The organism is Spirosoma lacussanchae, from assembly GCF_005870035.1.
GTDB lineage: Bacteria > Bacteroidota > Bacteroidia > Cytophagales > Spirosomataceae > Spirosoma > Spirosoma lacussanchae.
Genome location: NZ_SWJG01000007.1, coordinates 25,770 through 42,059 on the forward strand (window position 1 = coordinate 25,770; position 16,290 = coordinate 42,059).

Consider the following 16,290-nt stretch of genomic DNA (forward strand, 5'->3'; position numbering starts at 1 on the left):
GGGCGAATTTCTGCATGGAGTTAGGTTCATGACTAGCGCCGGCATTCATGCCGGTGTGTTCTGAATTCCCTCCGCGCGTTACCCCCAGCACAAAGGCCGGGTGACCATTCCCAACCAACGCATCATTCCCCCCATAAAAAATCCCCGACATTGATGCCGGGGATGGGTAGTCGTTCGGAACGGGGGCTATTTAGTCGATCACGTCAAAACCGCAATACGGTACCAGCGCCTGCGGAATCCGGATGCCGTCGGGAGTCTGGTTGTTCTCCAGAATCGAAGCCAGAATACGGGGTAGCGCCAGCGCCGACCCGTTCAGGGTGTGCATCAGCTGCATTTTGCCATCCAGTTTGGAGCGAAGCTTGAGCCGGTTAGCCTGATAGGTTTCGAAGTTAGAAACCGAACTGACCTCCAGCCACCGCTGCTGAGCTGCCGACCACACTTCCATATCATACGTGAGCGCCGACGTAAAGCCCATATCGCCCCCGCAGAGCCGGAGAACCCGGTAGGGCAGTTCGAGCTTCTGAAGCAGTGACTGTACGTGCAGGCTCATCTCTTCCAGGGCGGCATACGACTGGTCGGGCCGTTCGATCCGGACAATCTCTACTTTGTCGAACTGGTGCAGGCGATTCAGGCCCCGCACGTGAGCGCCCCATGACCCCGCTTCGCGCCGGAAACAGGGCGTATACCCTACGTTCCGAACCGGTAGCTGGCTCTCGGGCAGAATAACATCGCGGTAGAGATTGGTGATCGGCACTTCGGCCGTCGGAATCAGATACAGCTTATCTTCAGTAACGTAGTACATCTGCCCTTCCTTGTCGGGTAGCTGCCCCGTACCGAAGCCCGAGTCTTCGTTAACTACAATGGGGGGCTGAACTTCTACATAGCCCGCTTTCAGTGCTTCGTCGAGGAAGAAGTTAATCAGCGCCCGCTGAATACGGGCACCTTTTCCCTTGTAAACCGGGAAACCTGCCCCGGCAATCTTGACGCCCAGTTCGAAGTCAATGATATCGTACTTCCTGACCAACTCCCAGTGGGGCTGCGCATCGGCAGGCAGGTCGGGCTTATTGCCATGCTCGAGCACGACCTCGTTATCGTCGGGGGTGCGGCCTTCGGGAACGCTGCTGTGGGGAATGTTCGGAATGGTAACCAGCACTTCCTGTAGCTGCTGTTCGGCCGTCCGTAAAACCTCCTCCAGATCTTTAGAGCGTACTTTCAGTTCAGCCGTTTCGGCTTTGGCCGCGTCGGCAGCCGCTTTGTCGCCCGTTTTCATGAGCGCCCCGATTTCTTTGGCTTTGGCATTCGACCGGGCCAGCGTATCGTCGAGATCGCGCTGGGTATCCCGCCGTTTCTGATCCAGGCTCAGCACCTGCTCAATGATGGCGTCGGCATTGGTAAAGTGACGCTTGCGCAGGCCTGCCAGGGTCAGGTCCTTGTTTTCGCGGATGAAGGTGAGTTGAAGCATTGGTTCGTGTTAGTCTGGTGCAAACTCAACCGATCTCTGCAAGATCGGTTGAGTTTTTTATAGTATCGCGGGTCAGTACGCACCCTCAACCAATCGTTGGGCAACTGGTCCGGGGATACCTATACTGAGAATAACCCTTCGTTTAGGGCGTTGAGGGCCTGGGCTTTGTAGCGGCCATGCACCAGCATCGACAGATTACTTTCGGTGCCGCCGTAGGAGATCATCCGGATAGGAATGTTCTGCATCGCGTTAAACACCCGAACCGCTACGCCTTCGTTGTCGGCGCTGAAGTTACCAACAATACAGATGATAGTCTGGTCGTAATCAGGCTCTTCCAGGTCGCAGAAGGTGCTTAGCTCGGCCTTGATCTCATCAATCCGATCCGTATTATCGATCGTGACCGATACCGATACTTCGGAAGTCGCCAGCATGTCGACGGGCGTTTTGTACTTCTCGAAGATCTCGAAAATCCGGCGCAGGAAGCCGTAGGCGTTGAGCATACGGGTCGAGTGGATGTACAGCGCCGTGATACCATCTTTGGCCGCAATAGCCTTGAAGACCTGCTGCTGAGCGGCTCCATCGGCCCGGTCGGCAATAAGGGTACCGGGGGCCGCTGGGTCCATGGTATTCTTCAGCCGGACCGGCACGCCGAACATCCGGGCTGGCGTGATGGTAGACGGGTGCAGAATTTTAGCCCCGAAATAGGCCAGCTCGGCGGCTTCGTCGAAGGTTAGCTCCCGAACCGGGAAGGTGTTCTTGACGATACGCGGGTCGTTGTTGTGCATCCCGTCAATGTCGGTCCAGATCTGAATCTCTTCGGCACGGATAGCCCCCCCGATCAACGACGCGGTATAGTCGGAACCCCCACGTTTTAGGTTATCGACTTCGCCCCGTGGGTTTCGGCAGATGAACCCCTGCGTAACGATGATCTGTTTATCGGCATGAGCGGGCAGCATGTCGGCCAGGCGCTGCTCGGTATACTGAATTTCGGGCTCGTTGTCGGCGTCGATGCGCATGAATTCGAGGGCGGGCAGTAAGGTCGAGGCTACGCCTTCTTCGTCCAGGTAAGCCTGAAACAGCTGCGTACTCAACAGCTCACCTTCGGCCACCAGCTCTTTTTCCTGCTTCAGCGTAAACGGTTTGATGCGCGTCAACGACCGGATAAACGAAAACTCCGTCTCGATCACCTGCTGCCCGGCGGCCCGACCGGCTTCGGTCTTGTACAACTCGCCCACAAACGCATCATAATGCTGTTTGAGCGTGTCAATCTGAGCGTTGGCTTCGGTGTCGTTGTTCGCCTTGAGCGATTCGCCGATGGCCAGCAGGGCGTTGGTAGAACCGGACAGAGCCGACAGAACGACGATTTTTCGGGTATCGTCAGCGGTGATCAGGTGGCGGATCGATTGCATACGGTCGGGCTTCCCCACCGACGTCCCGCCGAATTTCCAGACGTGCATTTGTTTGTTCAGGGATTAGTGAATTAGTGACGGAGTGATTGAGTGGGGGTAAGGCTAAATTCCCGGGCAGAGAAATCGCACAATCACTCAATCATGAATCGCTCAATTAAAACTTGGTGTACACTTGCTTTTGGAGGCCGAGCATTTTGATGGCGGTGATGGCGGCTTCGTCGCCTTTGTTACCGTGTTTACCACCCGCCCGGTCGAGGGCTTGTTGCTGATCGTTGGGCGTCAGTACGCCAAAGATGACCGGCTTGCTCGTTTTCAGGCTCACGGTGGTCAGGCCCTGGGCAACGGCGTGGTTGATGTAGTCATTGTGTTTGGTTTCGCCCTGAATGACGCAACCCAGGGCAATAACGGCATCAATATCGTCGCGGAGGGCAAACCACTGCGCGCCCAGCGTCAGTTCGTAGCTACCTGGCACGTTGCCGCGTACAATGTTTTCGGCTTTGGCGCCGTACTGGAGCAGCGTCTGGTAGGCGCCTTTGTAGAGGGCTTCGGTCACCTCGGTGTTCCACTCGGCTACCAGGATAGCAAACCGCCGGTGGCTTACATCCGGCAGTTCAGAGGTGGCGAATACGCTCAGGTTTTTATCGGCTGAAGACATGGATTAGGTGGCCCGGCAGGCCACGGCTGAATGAAAATCGGATGAAGAAATGGGGGCTAATAAAAAAGGGACAAATCCGATTCGGCTTTGTCCCTGGCAGTATTGATTGATTCAGATACGCTTATGACTCGCCGACCGCTGCTTCGAGCACGGATTTATACTTCTTGGCACTAACGGCCTCGGCAGACTGTGCGTACTTGTCAATAATTTCGTTATACACCTCGATGGCTTTATCGTTCTGTTTGGCCTGCTCATAGGCTACGGCCAGTTTCAGCAGATAACCCGCCGTGAAGAATTTGTTCGGCTTGTAGTCAGCAGCTTTCCGATAATGATCGGCGGCCTCGTCATAGCTTTTCTTCTCCATGTAAGCGTCGCCAATGAGGGCATAAGCGCGGGCCTGAACCAGCAGGTCAGACGAGCTGAAATCGTTCAGCCGCTCGATAGCCGCGTCATATTTGCCTTGCTTCAGAAGAGCCACACCGGCGTAGAAACTAGCCAGATCACCAGCTTTGGTTGAGCCATAGTTGTCGGCAACGGCCAGCAGCCCCGGCGTTTTACCATCGCCATTGAGAGCTTTGTTCAGCGAATCAGCTTCAAACTGGTAGACCGAGGGGAACAGTTCAACCTGAGCGGTTTCATCCTGGCTGCTCTGGTAGTACCGATAGCCGAAGAAACCGACAATCAAGGCAACAACCACCCCAACCACGCCCAGCACGATCGTACGATTCTGCTGAACGAAGTCGCCCACTTCCTCTAATTTGCCTTCTAATGCGTCCGGGTCTTCTAAAAAGTCCAATCCGGGATTCTTTTTGCTCATGCTTTTGCAATTTGGATTGCAAAATTAGAAGTAATTGTGGTTACGGAAAAGGATAATGCTCAAAAGTTTACGAATTCAGGGCTACCTGATTGGCCGTGTCGCGTACGCTCATGATTTCAGACGCCCGAACGGGCCGAATCTGATGCGGTAACAAAGTCTCTACAGCCACTGATTCGCCGGTTAAGGTTACAAATTCAACCTCAAACGCTTTGCTTTCGCCATAGACCGTTACAATTGTACCTATGTCGCCCGCTTTCAGTCGCTTACCAGGTATATCTTCTTGTAAAACTATCAAATCAAACTCAGTCATATCAGTACAGGCATGGTTCTGAGAGTGAAACGACAGATTGGGCTGCTTGTTTTATAGAAATAGTTCTAACTTTGCCGGTGCTAATCTTCTAAGGGGTGCCCTAAAACAACGGGCTGAGATTATACCCATTGAACCTGCGCAGGTAATGCTGCGAAGGGATGGTAACACCAGGCTGGCTAGTCGGGCCTGACTTCAACTTAACACATACAACCTCACTACAGGTAGGTTCGGCCCCTTTGCCTATCGTCGCTTTTTCGCTATGAAAAAACAGACGACCTCCTATCTCACCAGTACTCTCGCGGCTCTGCTGTGGCTGGTCAGCCTGCCCGCCTGGGCTCAGGTTTCTATTTCCGGTACGGTCAACGATGCAGAGGGCGGACCGCTGCCCGGTGCGGCTCTGACCATCGAAGGTACCTATACCGGCACGTTTGCCGATGCGTCGGGAGCCTTTCGACTCACCAACCTCAAACCTGGCCCGGCCACCCTACGGATTTCGCTGCTGGGCTACGAAACCCAGACCCAGGTGCTGGACCTCAGCCAGAACGCTACCGTAACGGTCGCCCTTCGGAAAGCAGCCATCGCAGTCGATGAGGTCGTGGTCAGCGCTACCCGGGCCAATCAGAAGTCGGCCATTGCCTATACGGACGTGACGCGCCGGGAGCTGAACAAACTCAACCTGGGGCAGGATATTCCGCAGCTGCTCAACTTCACCCCATCCATTGTCACGACTTCCGACGCGGGTGCTGGCGTTGGGTATACGGGTATCCGGATTCGCGGGTCTGACGCAACGCGGGTAAACGTGACGCTCAACGGCATACCGTATAACGACGCCGAATCGCAGGGTACCTTCTTCGTCAACATGCCCGACTTTGCCTCGTCGGTGAGTAGCATCCAGATCCAGCGCGGGGTGGGTACGTCGACCAACGGGGCCGGGGCGTTTGGGGCATCGGTGAACATCCAGACCAATTCGCTCGAGAAAAATCCGTATGCCGAGACCAATATCTCGGGCGGCTCATTCGGCACGCGAAAAGTAAACGTACTGGCCGGAACGGGCCTGCTCAAGGCGGGCGCGACCCCGGGCCACTTTGTACTCGATGCCCGGCTGTCACGCATCTACTCGGACGGGTATGTGGATCGGGCGTTTTCGGATCTGCGCTCGTTTTACCTGTCGGGTGGTTACTATTCGAAGAAAAGCTTTGTACGGCTGAACATCTTCTCGGGTCAGGAGCAAACCTACCAGTCGTGGGGTGGGGTGCCGGAGAGTTTGCTCAAAACCAACCGGACCTACAATCCCTATACTTACGACAACGAAACTGACAACTACCAGCAGGATAACTACCAGCTCATCAGCTCGCACGAGCTGAGCCGCAACTGGCGCGCCAACCTGTCGTTTTTCTACACAAAAGGACGTGGCTACTACGAACAGTACCGCGACGGCGAAGACTTCAGCGACTACGGACTGCCCAACGTGGTTATCGGCGACTCGACCATCACAACAACCGATTTCATTCGCCGGCGCTGGCTCGACAACGACTTCTACGGCACCGTTTTCTCGCTCGATTATAACAGTTTCGGGAAGCTGACAGCCAACATCGGTGGCGGCTGGAACCAGTACGAGGGGAAGCATTTCGGCGAAATCATCTGGGCACGGGTAGCGGGGGCTACCAACATCCGCGACCGGTATTACGATAACGACGCCACTAAAAACGACGTCAACCTCTATGCGAAGGCGTTTTACCAGCTCAGCAACCGGCTCAACGGTTTTCTGGACATGCAGGTTCGTACGGTATCGTACTCATTTCTGGGCTTCAACAACCAGCTGGAAAACGTACAGCAGGACGATCGCCTGACGTTTTTCAACCCCAAAGGCGGGCTGACCTACACGATCAACGACCGGAGCACGCTGTACGCATCGGTGGGCGTGGGCCACCGCGAACCCAACCGCGACGATTATACCCAGTCAACACCCGCCAGCCGGCCCCGCGCCGAACGCCTGATCGATTACGAAGCGGGGTACAAATGGCAAACGCAGCGGCTGGCGTTTACGGCCAATGCCTACTACATGAACTACCGCGATCAACTGGTGCTGTCGGGGCAGCTAAACGATGTGGGGGCCTACAACCGGGTCAACATACCGGTAAGTTACCGCGCGGGTATTGAGCTGGAAGCCGGTACGCAACTGGCCAAAAACCTGCGCTGGAATGTAAACGCCACCTTTAGCCGCAACCGCGTGAAAGGCTTTACCGAGTACCTCGACAACTACGACACGGGCGAACAGGTTGCCAACCGCTACGGCGAAACCGATATTTCGTTCTCGCCTGCCGTGATTGCCGGCTCGCAGCTGATGTTCACGCCCGCCAAACGACTGGAGTTGAGTCTGCTGTCGAAATACGTCGGGAAGCAGTATCTGGACAATACCTCGACCGAGAGCCGGAGTCTGAACCCGTACTTTACGAACGACATCCGGTTCATCTATACCCTGAAGCCGAAGTTCGCGCAGGAAATTGCGTTTACGCTGCTGCTCAACAATGTGCTCAACGAGCTGTATGAGTCGAACGGCTATACCTACGCCTACGTGTCGGAAGGGCGTGTAGTGGCCGAGAATGGGTACTATCCGCAGGCTGGCCGTAATTTTCTGGCTGGTATTCGGGTTCGTTTCTAGCGCACCAGTAACCGCCGGTACGTAGCTGGCTGGCCAGTGGGATGAACCGCAATCTGGTACAAACCCGCTGGCCAGTCGCCTACCGGAATCTGGTAGTCGTTCGGGCCGCTCACGACGCGAACGGGGCGGGTGTAGGTTTGGCGGCCCAGCAGGTCTATCACATCAAGTTGGGCTGTTCCGGACTTCAGCGCTACATACCGAACCGTAACCTGCTCACGGGCGGGTGACGGGAAAACGGTCAGTGCTCCGTCAGTTTCGGGCTGGCTGGCGGTTATGATGGGCGCGCTGAAGAGATAAGGCTTGCCGATCACAGCCCTGTCGAACTGGGCCGAACTCCACATCAGCCGGGCGTTGGCCACCCCTTCGTTTTCGAGGTAGTCCATACGAATGTCGTACTGCTGCCCCGCCATCAGCTCAATCTGACCTGTCCATTCGGTGTTGGGCTGAACGTCCCATTTGTCGATGAGCAGCTTGTTGTTTACCCAAAGCCGTACGCCATCGTCGGTTTCAGTATGGAAAGTATAGGTGCCAGTTAGTGGAGTCAGTACTTTCCCCATCCAGCGAACGGTAAAGTTGTTATTCCCAAGCGTGGGCGAGACCGGGTTGTCGCCCCAGTCGAAATCGACCTTATCGTCGATACGAACAAAGGCGGGTGTGCCCGTCACGTCGGTACTGTTGCGGAAATATTCGCCCCGTAGCCCGTTTCCGCCCGGTACGGCCAGCGCCTGGTAGTTCATGGTAATTCGGGAATTACCATCGGGAACCTCGAACGAAATCGCCGTGGCTGACTGCCCGGTACTCCAGCCCGTGAACCGGAAAAGCCCGGTCGGGGTGGCCCGGTACGGTTTGGTATCCAGGCTACGCAGCGTTCCGACTACAGCCTCAAAGGCGTAGCCCGATTCACGGGGCGACCCATCCAGATAAAACGGGACGGCGCTCAGGCTGCTGGCAATGGTAACGGTAGCCAGTTCGGGTTTCACGTCGACCGATGTTTCGCTGGTCAGGCCAGACACGTCCGTTACGCGCAGGTGAATACGATACCAGACATCGGTAGAGGTTTCCCCCACGCGGGGTACGCGGTAAATGCCATTGGAGGGGCCCGTTACGGGGTCGAGGGCGGGGTGAACGTGATCTTCATGGTGAAAGTTGATCCACCAGGTCAGTTTCGCGTTGGCGAGCGGCTGTTGGCTGGCCGTCAATGCACTGCCCGCGAAGGCAATCACATCGCCCGCTTTGTAGGTGGCGTTGGTTGCAGGAACCCGGATCTGAGCGATCGGCCGCTGTCCCTGAACCACCCGTAACGACATCTGCTCCGAGGTGTCGGTGCCCAGTCCGTTGGTAACGACGCAGCGAAACGTAGCGCCATCGTCGGCCAGTGTAGGGCTGGATATAGTGTATTTGTCCTGCGTGGCGCCGGGCAGGATCTTGCCGTTGCGGTACCACTGATAGGTGAGGGGCTTCTGCCCAACGGCGCTGACCTCAAAGGCGACCGTTTCGCCAACGGCCACGAAGGCGTTGGCCGACTGGCGGGTGATATAAGGCAGGCCCGAGTCGAAAAACGATATTTTGTGCAGCGTGCCATTGCCCGTAGCGGTATTGTCCTGCTGCGTACCTCCGCCAATGCCGGCCCGGGCCAGGTAGTACAGATAGCCGTCGGGGCTGGTTGCCAGCGCAATGGGCCGGTCAATGCCGGTGGTAAATGTACCGATCAGCCGACCTGTTTCGGGGTCGAGGGTCTGAATCGAGCCAGCGCAATAGTCGGCAAAAAAGACGCGGCTGCGGTACTCGGCCGGAAACCGGATCGTAGGCGGGTTATACACCGCTACCCCGGTTACTGCGCAGGCGGGATCATGGCCGTAGGCGTAGAGCGGATCGCTATAGTTGGCGGGGGCTTCCTGATTGGTCCGGCGCCCTTCGACCAGGGGCCAGCCGTAGTTTCGCCCCGCCCTGACGTCGTTGAGTTCTTCAAACGCATCGCCCCCCACATCGCCCACGATTATCCGTCCCGATACCGGATCGATATCCATCGAGAACGGATTCCGGAAGCCGAGGGCGTAAATGGCCCGGTACGAGCCGGTTGTCTGGCCCACGAACGGATTGTCGGCCGGGATGCTGCCGTCGTCGTTCAGCCGGAGTACTTTGCCCAGCAGGCTACTCATACTCTGGGCCATGGGTGCGTTGGAGCCTTCGCCGGTGGCCACGTAGAGCTTCCGGTCGGGGCCAAACCGCAGTACGCCCGCGTTGTGGATGGTGCCAGCCAGCTTGTCGAACTCGAGTAGTATGGTTTCGCTTTTCGGATCGGCCACGACCCCGTTGGCCCGGAATCGGCTGAGTCGATTCCGATCCTGGTCTTTTACCGTGTAATAGACGTAGATAAACGGCGTTCGCGGAAAGTCGGGATGAAAGCACAGGCCCGACAGGCCGCGCTCGTTGGTGATGTCGACGTTGGGAATGGTGATGTATGGATCAGGAGCCAGCGCATCGGCGATGACTTCCCGAATCCGGCCGTCTTTTTCAACAACGAACAGCCGCCCGTCGGGCGAAAAGGTGAGCGTGGTTGGGTTTAGGTTACGACCGATCTGCCGTTGAACAAAGCCAGCTGGTAGCTGGGCTGACGCCGATGTTAACGTAATGCAGGCTAGAATGAGTACAAGTAGACGGAGTAGCATCAAATGAACGAATCATAATCAGGCATCTAAAGTACGCATTAAGTCTATATAATTGCTAACCAATGGCCTGCGCCAGATCCTGAATCAGATCGTCAACGTCTTCTATGCCGACGCTTAGTCGAATAAGCGTGTCTTTCAGCCCATTTTTTTCGCGCTCTTCTTTCGGGATACTGGCATGGGTCATGCTGGCCGGATGCGTACATAGCGACTCCACGCCCCCCAGCGATTCGCCCAGCGAAAAGACCCCGAAACTCTCCATGACGTGAACAGCCTCATCCATCCGGTCGCCCGCCAGCTCGAACGAAAGCATACCGCCAAAGCCGCGCATCTGCCGTTTGGCCAGCTCATGGCCGGGGTGGTCGGGCAGGCCGGGGTAGTGGACGCGGCTGACTTTCGGGTGCTGCTGCAGGTATTCGGCCACGCGCTGGGCATTTTCGCAGTGGCGCTGCATCCGTACGTGCAGGGTTTTGATGCCACGCAGCACCAGGAAGCAATCCTGCGGACCCGGCACCGCTCCACACGCATTCTGAATAAACGCCAGTTGCTGAGCCGTGTCGTCGTCGTTGAGAATAATAGCACCCATAACCGTATCGGAGTGGCCGCCGAGGTATTTGGTGACGGAGTGCACCACGATATCGGCACCCAGATCGAGCGGGTTTTGCAGATAGGGCGACGCAAATGTATTGTCGACCACCAGCCGGATGCCACGCGCCCGGGTCAGGGCCGCAATGGCGGTAATATCGACCAGGCGCAGCAGCGGGTTGGTTGGTGTTTCGATCCACACCATTTTGGTGGCGGGTGTAATAGCCGCTTCGAGGGCTGCGGGGTCGGCCAGGTTGACGAACGAGAACTTGAGCCCGAACTCCTGGTACACCCGCACCATGATGCGGTACGTGCCGCCGTAGAGGTCGTTGCTGGCAATGATTTCATCGCCGGGACGGAACAGCTTCAGGATGGCGTCGGTAGCGCCCAGGCCCGAGGCATAACAGATGCCGTGTTTGCCGTTTTCGAGAGCTGCGAGGTTATTTTGCAGCACCGTTCGGGTGGGGTTCTGGGTACGGGCGTATTCGTAGCCTTTGTGTTTACCGGGCGACTCCTGCACATAGGTTGACGTCTGGTAGATGGGCGTCATGATAGCGCCCGTGGTCGGGTCCGGCTCAATACCGGCATGTATGGCTTTGGTTGCGAAGTTCATAGGACGAAGGTAACACAGACTTTAGGTCGGTTGTACACAAAACCTACCCCCTGGTCGTTAACCCTGTATAGTGAAACAAGCCATCCTCCAAAAAATCACCGGTCCAGCCCTGGCCGGGGTGCTGATGTCGGTAACGCCCATCGTGTTTACGTCGGTGCTTAGTTATTATGCCGTTGTGTATGAATCCTACATCGCCGGTCTGACCGCCTGGCAGTGGGCGGGGCTTACACTGCTTTTTTCGATTACATCGGCTGCGCTTACGCCACCAACCATGCTGGCGCTGCTGTTCGGTTATTTTCTGGGTTGGCAGGCGGTATTGCCTATTTTTATAGTCAACCTGGGCGGTATTCTGTTCATCAACCAGCTCGTTCACTGGATCGACCATGACCGGTTCATCCGGTTTCTGCGCCGAAATCCCAAAGCGCAGTCGGTGCTGGATCGTATTCTGGACAAAGAGCTGGAAGTAATTTTCTTCGCCAAGTTATCGCCCATTCTTCCGTTCGGGCTGACCAATCTGCTTTTTGCCTTGTCGGGGGCCCGGCTCCGGAACATTTTGCTGGGCGGTTTTCTGGGCATGACGCCCCGAACGCTGCTGGCCGTCTGGTCGGGCCGTGAAGCCCACGAAATCCGGGCCCTGCTCGACAACCCGAATCAAAGCCTCTGGGGAGAGGTCGTCATTGCCGCACTGATCCTGGTCTCGATCGCTGGCCTCTGGCAAGTCCTGCGCCGGGCGCTGGCCTAAGCCTGGCCCGCATTCATCCCTTCACTCACCGTGTTTCGTCTGGATGGTGTTGCTACGCGTCCCGGACTACGCGTCCCGGACTACGATGATGCAATAATCAACTTACCCAGCAGGCAGCAGGTTGCTGAACGACCGGGCGCAGCGGTCAACGGAATGCGGTTCGTTACACCCGCTCGGCGGTTAGCTCGATGAGGTGGTTATGGCCGGTTCGGAAAACGGTTAGCTCAAACCGGTGAAGCCGGTCGGAGAGAGGGAGCAGATAGCGACCCGGTACGATCCGATCAAACGCCCCCGCAAACAACCGAACCCGCACCGGATGCGTGTTGAGCAACTGCGCGATGGCCGGAATCCGGGGACTGATGAGCCGAAACTGGGTCCAGCTCCGGTATACCAGGTCGCGCTGCGCGGGCGTACTGAGCGACAGTTCGGCAAACCGCATGGCCGTGCGGTTCAGAAGGCCGAGCTGCACCAGCGCATGGCCCACATCGGTCAGGATAGGCAAATGGTGGAGCATGTAGCGGAACAGGGCACGACCGGCGCGGGTGCTGGTGGCCAGCTGATACCAGAAACTGCGGGTAATGCCGTCGGGCGCAATCAGTAGTAGCTCATCGACCCGGCTGGCAAAGGCTTCGGTGGTGGCCAGAGCAAACCGCCCGCCCAGGCTAAACCCCATCAGCGAAAACCGCTCGATACCGTGCGTTTCCAGAAACGCGTCGAGTAACTTTTGCCAACTGGTTTTGGTTAGTAGTGGGTTGCCGGTATGCAGGCTTTGCCCGTGTAAAAACAAATCGATTGCAAACACCGTGAAACGGCTGCCAATGGCCCGTTGCAGGTGCTCAAAAACGACACTACTTTGCCCAAACCCGTGAAACGCGAGCAGGACCGCCGGGCCGCTGCCAAACACCCGAAACGCGATTCGAGTGTCCTGTACGTCGAAAAACTGGATGCGGGTAGCGTGGGGCATACCTACAAAGGTAACGGATGATACCACAAAGGGTATCCGTTCACTAACTAACCAGTCATTAGCCTCATTTCTTATGCGCTTATTTGCCAACCTCGATGAATTTTCGGCCCATGCCGGCCAGTCGCTCGGCGAAACCGAGTACATGACCGTTACCCAGGATATGGTCGACCAGTTTGCCCGGGCTACCGGCGATCAGCAGTGGATTCATACCGACCCTGAGCGGGCGGCTCGCGAATCGCCATACAAAACCTCCATTGCCCACGGTTTTCTGACGCTTTCGCTGGCGCCGAAACTGATGGCCGAAATCTATCGGGTCGAGTCGGTGAAAATGGGCATCAACTACGGGGCTAACAAGATCCGGTTTACCAATGCCGTTCCGGTTGGGAGTCGGCTGCGTATGAAAGCCTGGCTTCACCACGCCGAACCCGATCAGCGAAGCACGCAAACGAATCCAAACCCCGAAGAAGGACCGGCAGCCACCGCCGTTCGAGCCATCGTAGAATGTGTTTTTGAAGTAGAAGGAGCGCATAAACCCGCCTGTGTGGCAGAACTGATTACGTTACTGGTAGCGTAGTAAAGTTGTAGAGTAGTATGCAAGCATACTACTTGTACGGCAAATTATATACCTTTACATCAAAATCAACAAACACGAAACGCACAATTCAGATGGCAACGGCAATGCTGGAGTTACAGGGATTGAATTTTAATTTAACGGAAGAACACCTTGCCGTACAGGAAGCCGCCCGCGATTTCGCCCAGAGTGAATTGCTGCCGGGCGTCATCGAGCGCGACAACGAGCAGAAATTTCCGATCGAGCTGATCCGGCGCATGGGCGAGCTGGGCTTTTTGGGTATGATGGCTTCGCCCGATTACGGCGGGGGCGGCATGGATACGGTCTCGTACGTGATCGCGATGGAAGAACTGTCCAAAGTCGATGCATCGGCCTCGGTTATCGTTTCGGTCAACAACTCACTGGTCTGCTATGGCCTCGAAGCTTACGGCACCGAAGAGCAGAAACAGAAGTATCTGACCCGACTCACATCCGGCGAAACCGTTGGCGCGTTCTGCCTGTCGGAACCCGAAGCTGGCTCCGATGCTACCTCCCAGCAGACAACCGCCGAGGATAAGGGCGATTATTATTTGCTGAACGGTACGAAGAACTGGATCACCAACGGTAACTCGTCCGGCATCTGCCTGGTAATTGCCCAGACCGACCGCGAAAAGAAACATAAAGGCATCAACTGCCTCATCGTGGAGAAAGGAACGCCGGGCTTCGTAGTCGGTAAGAAAGAAGATAAAATGGGCATCCGGGCGTCTGATACGCACTCGCTGCTGTTCACCGACGTAAAAGTGCCCAAGGAAGACCGGATCGGCGAAGATGGCTTCGGCTTTAAATTTGCCATGTCAACCCTCAACGGCGGTCGGATCGGTATTGCGGCTCAGGCACTGGGTATTGCGGCAGGGGCTTATGAACTGGCCCTCAAATACAGTCAGGAGCGTCGGGCATTTGGCAAGCAAATATTTGATCATCAGGCTATTCAGTTTAAACTCGCTGAGATGGCCACGAAAATTGAAGCAGCCCGGCTGCTGGTTTACAAAGCCGCTCGGCTCAAGGACGAGCGTAAAGATTACGTTCAGGCCGCTGCGATGGCCAAGCTGTTTGCCTCTGATGTGGCGATGTGGGCCACTACCGAAGCCGTACAGATTCACGGGGGCTACGGCTATGTGAAAGAGTTTCACGTTGAACGGCTCATGCGCGACGCTAAAATCACGCAGATCTACGAGGGTACATCGGAAATCCAAAAATTAGTGATTGCCCGGGAGCTCATCCGGTAGCTTTTCGGCCGGTTAAATAGAATTATTCCGTACTTAAAATGCGTGTTCATATCGAATACGCATTTTTTTTTTATCATCCGGAAACTTTTATACTTGTATTAGTTTTGTACAAATTATTAGTTTTGTGCAAATTTACGCGAAATAAGGATCGGCACGCACCCCCCTTTCAACTATGGAAGACTATAATAAAATTATCGAGTCGCTGGGCGTAAAGTTTATCAAGGCCCGCAACATCCGGATTTTACAGCCCATCACCATCAAGAATTTTTATGATGTTGAGAACACACTATTGATTTTATACAATGGTGATGTGTGCATTGGCGATGAGAAGACAAAGGTCGAAGCTGGGGATATGCTGTTTATTCCGGGAGGAAAACACGTCACCGTCACCTACGGCGATCCGTCGAATCCCAAATCGGTATCGAACGAAGAGTTCATGACCCATCGGGAGATGTACTTCGAAGGGAACCATGATCCCAAGCTGATCGGGCATCTGCCCAACTCGTTCGGCTACGTGTCGTTCGAAGCGAAAGTGTTTGACTCGGTCAACTTCTTCAACTCGCTCGACGTACCGCCGTTCATCATCAAACGCGAAGACCACCTGGCCAACACGATCAACCAGATTCTGGCCGAAGACATGACCGATCTGGCCGGCAAGGGACGGATCATCAAGATAAAGACGGAGGAGATCGTAATCGAAGTGGTTCGGTACATCCTCAAGAACCGCCTGTTCGTTGAGCAGCTGGTTACCAATAGCACCTACTTCAAGGACCCCCGCCTGATCGATATCTTTGCCTACATCAAGGATAACCTCGGTGGCGACCTGTCGAACAAGGTCCTCGCTAACGTAGCTAACGTGTCAGAAGATTACGTTGGTCAATACTTCAAGATGCTTACGGGAATTAACCCGCAGGATTATATCGAATACCAGCGCATGGAGTCGGCGGTAGGCCTGCTCCGGACCAGCAAGAAGAGCATTCGGGCCATCGGTGCCGAGGTCGGCTACAAAGATACGGCTTACTTCTGCCGCCGGTTCAAGATGATGTTCGGGATTCCGGCCGGTAAAATGCGCCGGCGGGAGTCGCTAATGAACGTATAACAAAAAAGGCGGGCCGCAAAGCCCGCCTTTTTTATTGCATGTTTACCTCAATGGGCAGGGTATAAAAAACCGCCACCGGTCGGCCACCCACTTCGCCGGGGCGCCAGCGGGGCATTTTTTCGACGGCCGTAACAATAGATGCCATGAACTCCTGCATGCCTTTCTTATTCTCTCGGGTAAGCGGCTTGGTCGTAATCCGTACATCGTGGACCGAACCATCAACGTCGACGATAAACTTGGCTGCTACGGGCCCCGTGTCGGCGTTTTGCCGCATCAGCGAGCTCGGAAACTTGATGTTCGTAGCCAGATAACGGCTGAGAGCGGCTTTACCACCCGGAAATTCGGGCTGGCGTTCGGCCACGGTATATACCTTCCCGGCGGACTGTTGCGCCCGGGCTGTAGGCATGGGTAACTGGCTCAAAACAACGGTGCCCAGCAGACACAGCGTAGCTTTCAGAATGGCTTTCATA

Annotated in this window: 14 protein-coding genes; 5 read left to right on the forward strand and 9 right to left on the reverse strand. The window is 55.8% G+C overall.

Annotation, left to right across the window (positions count from 1 at the left end):
- Nucleotides 1-190: 190 nt before the first annotated feature.
- The 5 genes from serS to FBR45_RS20735 form a co-directional block, all read right to left on the reverse strand.
- The gene (gene serS / locus FBR45_RS20715) at nt 191-1,462 is read right to left on the reverse strand and encodes a serine--tRNA ligase (protein WP_138505869.1); all 1,272 of its coding nucleotides are present in this window, start codon (nt 1,460-1,462) and stop codon (nt 191-193) included.
- 119 nt (nt 1,463-1,581) lie between these two features.
- On the reverse strand, nt 1,582-2,919 hold the full coding sequence (locus FBR45_RS20720) for an aspartate kinase (protein ID WP_138505871.1): 1,338 nt from the start codon (nt 2,917-2,919) through the stop codon (nt 1,582-1,584).
- A 106-nt stretch (nt 2,920-3,025) separates the two neighbouring features.
- Nucleotides 3,026-3,526, reverse strand: coding sequence for a 6,7-dimethyl-8-ribityllumazine synthase (gene ribH, locus FBR45_RS20725; RefSeq protein WP_077922406.1), 501 nt, complete (start codon nt 3,524-3,526; stop codon nt 3,026-3,028).
- A 121-nt stretch (nt 3,527-3,647) separates the two neighbouring features.
- The gene (locus FBR45_RS20730; protein WP_138505873.1) at nt 3,648-4,343 is read right to left on the reverse strand and encodes a tetratricopeptide repeat protein; all 696 of its coding nucleotides are present in this window, start codon (nt 4,341-4,343) and stop codon (nt 3,648-3,650) included.
- A 67-nt stretch (nt 4,344-4,410) separates the two neighbouring features.
- Nucleotides 4,411-4,638: a DUF4926 domain-containing protein gene (locus FBR45_RS20735; RefSeq protein WP_246082326.1), complete on the reverse strand. Its 228-nt coding sequence runs from the start codon at nt 4,636-4,638 to the stop codon at nt 4,411-4,413.
- A gap of 274 nt (nt 4,639-4,912) precedes the next feature.
- Between FBR45_RS20735 and FBR45_RS20740 the strand changes: the two genes are divergently transcribed.
- The gene (locus tag FBR45_RS20740) at nt 4,913-7,315 is read left to right on the forward strand and encodes a TonB-dependent receptor (RefSeq protein ID WP_138505877.1); all 2,403 of its coding nucleotides are present in this window, start codon (nt 4,913-4,915) and stop codon (nt 7,313-7,315) included.
- Here the strand turns inward: FBR45_RS20740 and FBR45_RS20745 are convergent.
- Complete coding sequence (locus tag FBR45_RS20745; RefSeq protein ID WP_138505879.1) at nt 7,312-9,984, reverse strand: PQQ-dependent sugar dehydrogenase; 2,673 nt, start codon at nt 9,982-9,984, stop codon at nt 7,312-7,314. The genes FBR45_RS20740 and FBR45_RS20745 overlap by 4 nt on opposite strands.
- 55 nt (nt 9,985-10,039) lie before the next feature.
- The gene (locus FBR45_RS20750; RefSeq protein WP_138505881.1) at nt 10,040-11,179 is read right to left on the reverse strand and encodes a cystathionine gamma-synthase; all 1,140 of its coding nucleotides are present in this window, start codon (nt 11,177-11,179) and stop codon (nt 10,040-10,042) included.
- Nucleotides 11,180-11,249: 70 nt separating this feature from the next.
- Here FBR45_RS20750 and FBR45_RS20755 point away from each other — a divergent pair, with 70 nt between their 5' ends.
- Nucleotides 11,250-11,921 (forward strand): TVP38/TMEM64 family protein, encoded by a 672-nt coding sequence (locus FBR45_RS20755; RefSeq protein WP_138505882.1) that lies wholly within the window; start codon nt 11,250-11,252, stop codon nt 11,919-11,921.
- 163 nt (nt 11,922-12,084) lie between these two features.
- Here the strand turns inward: FBR45_RS20755 and FBR45_RS20760 are convergent, their stop codons facing one another.
- On the reverse strand, nt 12,085-12,885 hold the full coding sequence (locus FBR45_RS20760; protein ID WP_138505884.1) for an alpha/beta hydrolase: 801 nt from the start codon (nt 12,883-12,885) through the stop codon (nt 12,085-12,087).
- A gap of 73 nt (nt 12,886-12,958) precedes the next feature.
- Between FBR45_RS20760 and FBR45_RS20765 the strand changes: the two genes are divergently transcribed.
- The 3 genes from FBR45_RS20765 to FBR45_RS20775 all read left to right on the forward strand — a co-directional run bounded on the left by FBR45_RS20765 (nt 12,959) and on the right by FBR45_RS20775 (nt 15,820).
- Entirely contained in the window at nt 12,959-13,459 is a 501-nt protein-coding gene (locus tag FBR45_RS20765) for a MaoC family dehydratase (protein ID WP_138505886.1), read from the forward strand.
- Nucleotides 13,460-13,551: 92 nt separating this feature from the next.
- Nucleotides 13,552-14,721 carry an acyl-CoA dehydrogenase gene (locus tag FBR45_RS20770; RefSeq protein ID WP_138505888.1) on the forward strand — a complete coding sequence of 390 codons (1,170 nt, stop codon included), beginning with the start codon at nt 13,552-13,554 and terminating at the stop codon, nt 14,719-14,721.
- A gap of 172 nt (nt 14,722-14,893) precedes the next feature.
- Nucleotides 14,894-15,820: an AraC family transcriptional regulator gene (locus FBR45_RS20775; RefSeq protein ID WP_077922396.1), complete on the forward strand. Its 927-nt coding sequence runs from the start codon at nt 14,894-14,896 to the stop codon at nt 15,818-15,820.
- Nucleotides 15,821-15,851: 31 nt separating this feature from the next.
- Here FBR45_RS20775 and FBR45_RS20780 read toward each other — a convergent pair whose 3' ends face one another.
- Nucleotides 15,852-16,289, reverse strand: a complete 438-nt coding sequence (locus FBR45_RS20780; RefSeq protein WP_138505890.1) for an energy transducer TonB — start codon at nt 16,287-16,289, stop codon at nt 15,852-15,854.
- Nucleotide 16,290: the final 1 nt, after the last annotated feature.

Excerpts from the sequence above, each read along its gene's own strand:
- serS (WP_138505869.1), bottom strand. The coding sequence starts at position 1,462 with ATGCTTCAACTCACCTTCATCCGCGAAAACAAGGACCTGACCCTGGCA.
- FBR45_RS20760 (WP_138505884.1), bottom strand. The coding sequence starts at position 12,885 with ATGCCCCACGCTACCCGCATCCAGTTTTTCGACGTACAGGACACTCGA.
- FBR45_RS20775 (WP_077922396.1), top strand. The coding sequence starts at position 14,894 with ATGGAAGACTATAATAAAATTATCGAGTCGCTGGGCGTAAAGTTTATC.
- FBR45_RS20780 (WP_138505890.1), bottom strand. The coding sequence starts at position 16,289 with ATGAAAGCCATTCTGAAAGCTACGCTGTGTCTGCTGGGCACCGTTGTT.
- FBR45_RS20750 (WP_138505881.1), bottom strand. The coding sequence starts at position 11,179 with ATGAACTTCGCAACCAAAGCCATACATGCCGGTATTGAGCCGGACCCG.
- FBR45_RS20740 (WP_138505877.1), top strand. The coding sequence starts at position 4,913 with ATGAAAAAACAGACGACCTCCTATCTCACCAGTACTCTCGCGGCTCTG.
- FBR45_RS20720 (WP_138505871.1), bottom strand. The coding sequence starts at position 2,919 with ATGCACGTCTGGAAATTCGGCGGGACGTCGGTGGGGAAGCCCGACCGT.
- FBR45_RS20745 (WP_138505879.1), bottom strand. The coding sequence starts at position 9,984 with ATGCTACTCCGTCTACTTGTACTCATTCTAGCCTGCATTACGTTAACA.
- FBR45_RS20770 (WP_138505888.1), top strand. The coding sequence starts at position 13,552 with ATGGCAACGGCAATGCTGGAGTTACAGGGATTGAATTTTAATTTAACG.
- ribH (WP_077922406.1), bottom strand. The coding sequence starts at position 3,526 with ATGTCTTCAGCCGATAAAAACCTGAGCGTATTCGCCACCTCTGAACTG.
- FBR45_RS20730 (WP_138505873.1), bottom strand. The coding sequence starts at position 4,343 with ATGAGCAAAAAGAATCCCGGATTGGACTTTTTAGAAGACCCGGACGCA.
- FBR45_RS20765 (WP_138505886.1), top strand. The coding sequence starts at position 12,959 with ATGCGCTTATTTGCCAACCTCGATGAATTTTCGGCCCATGCCGGCCAG.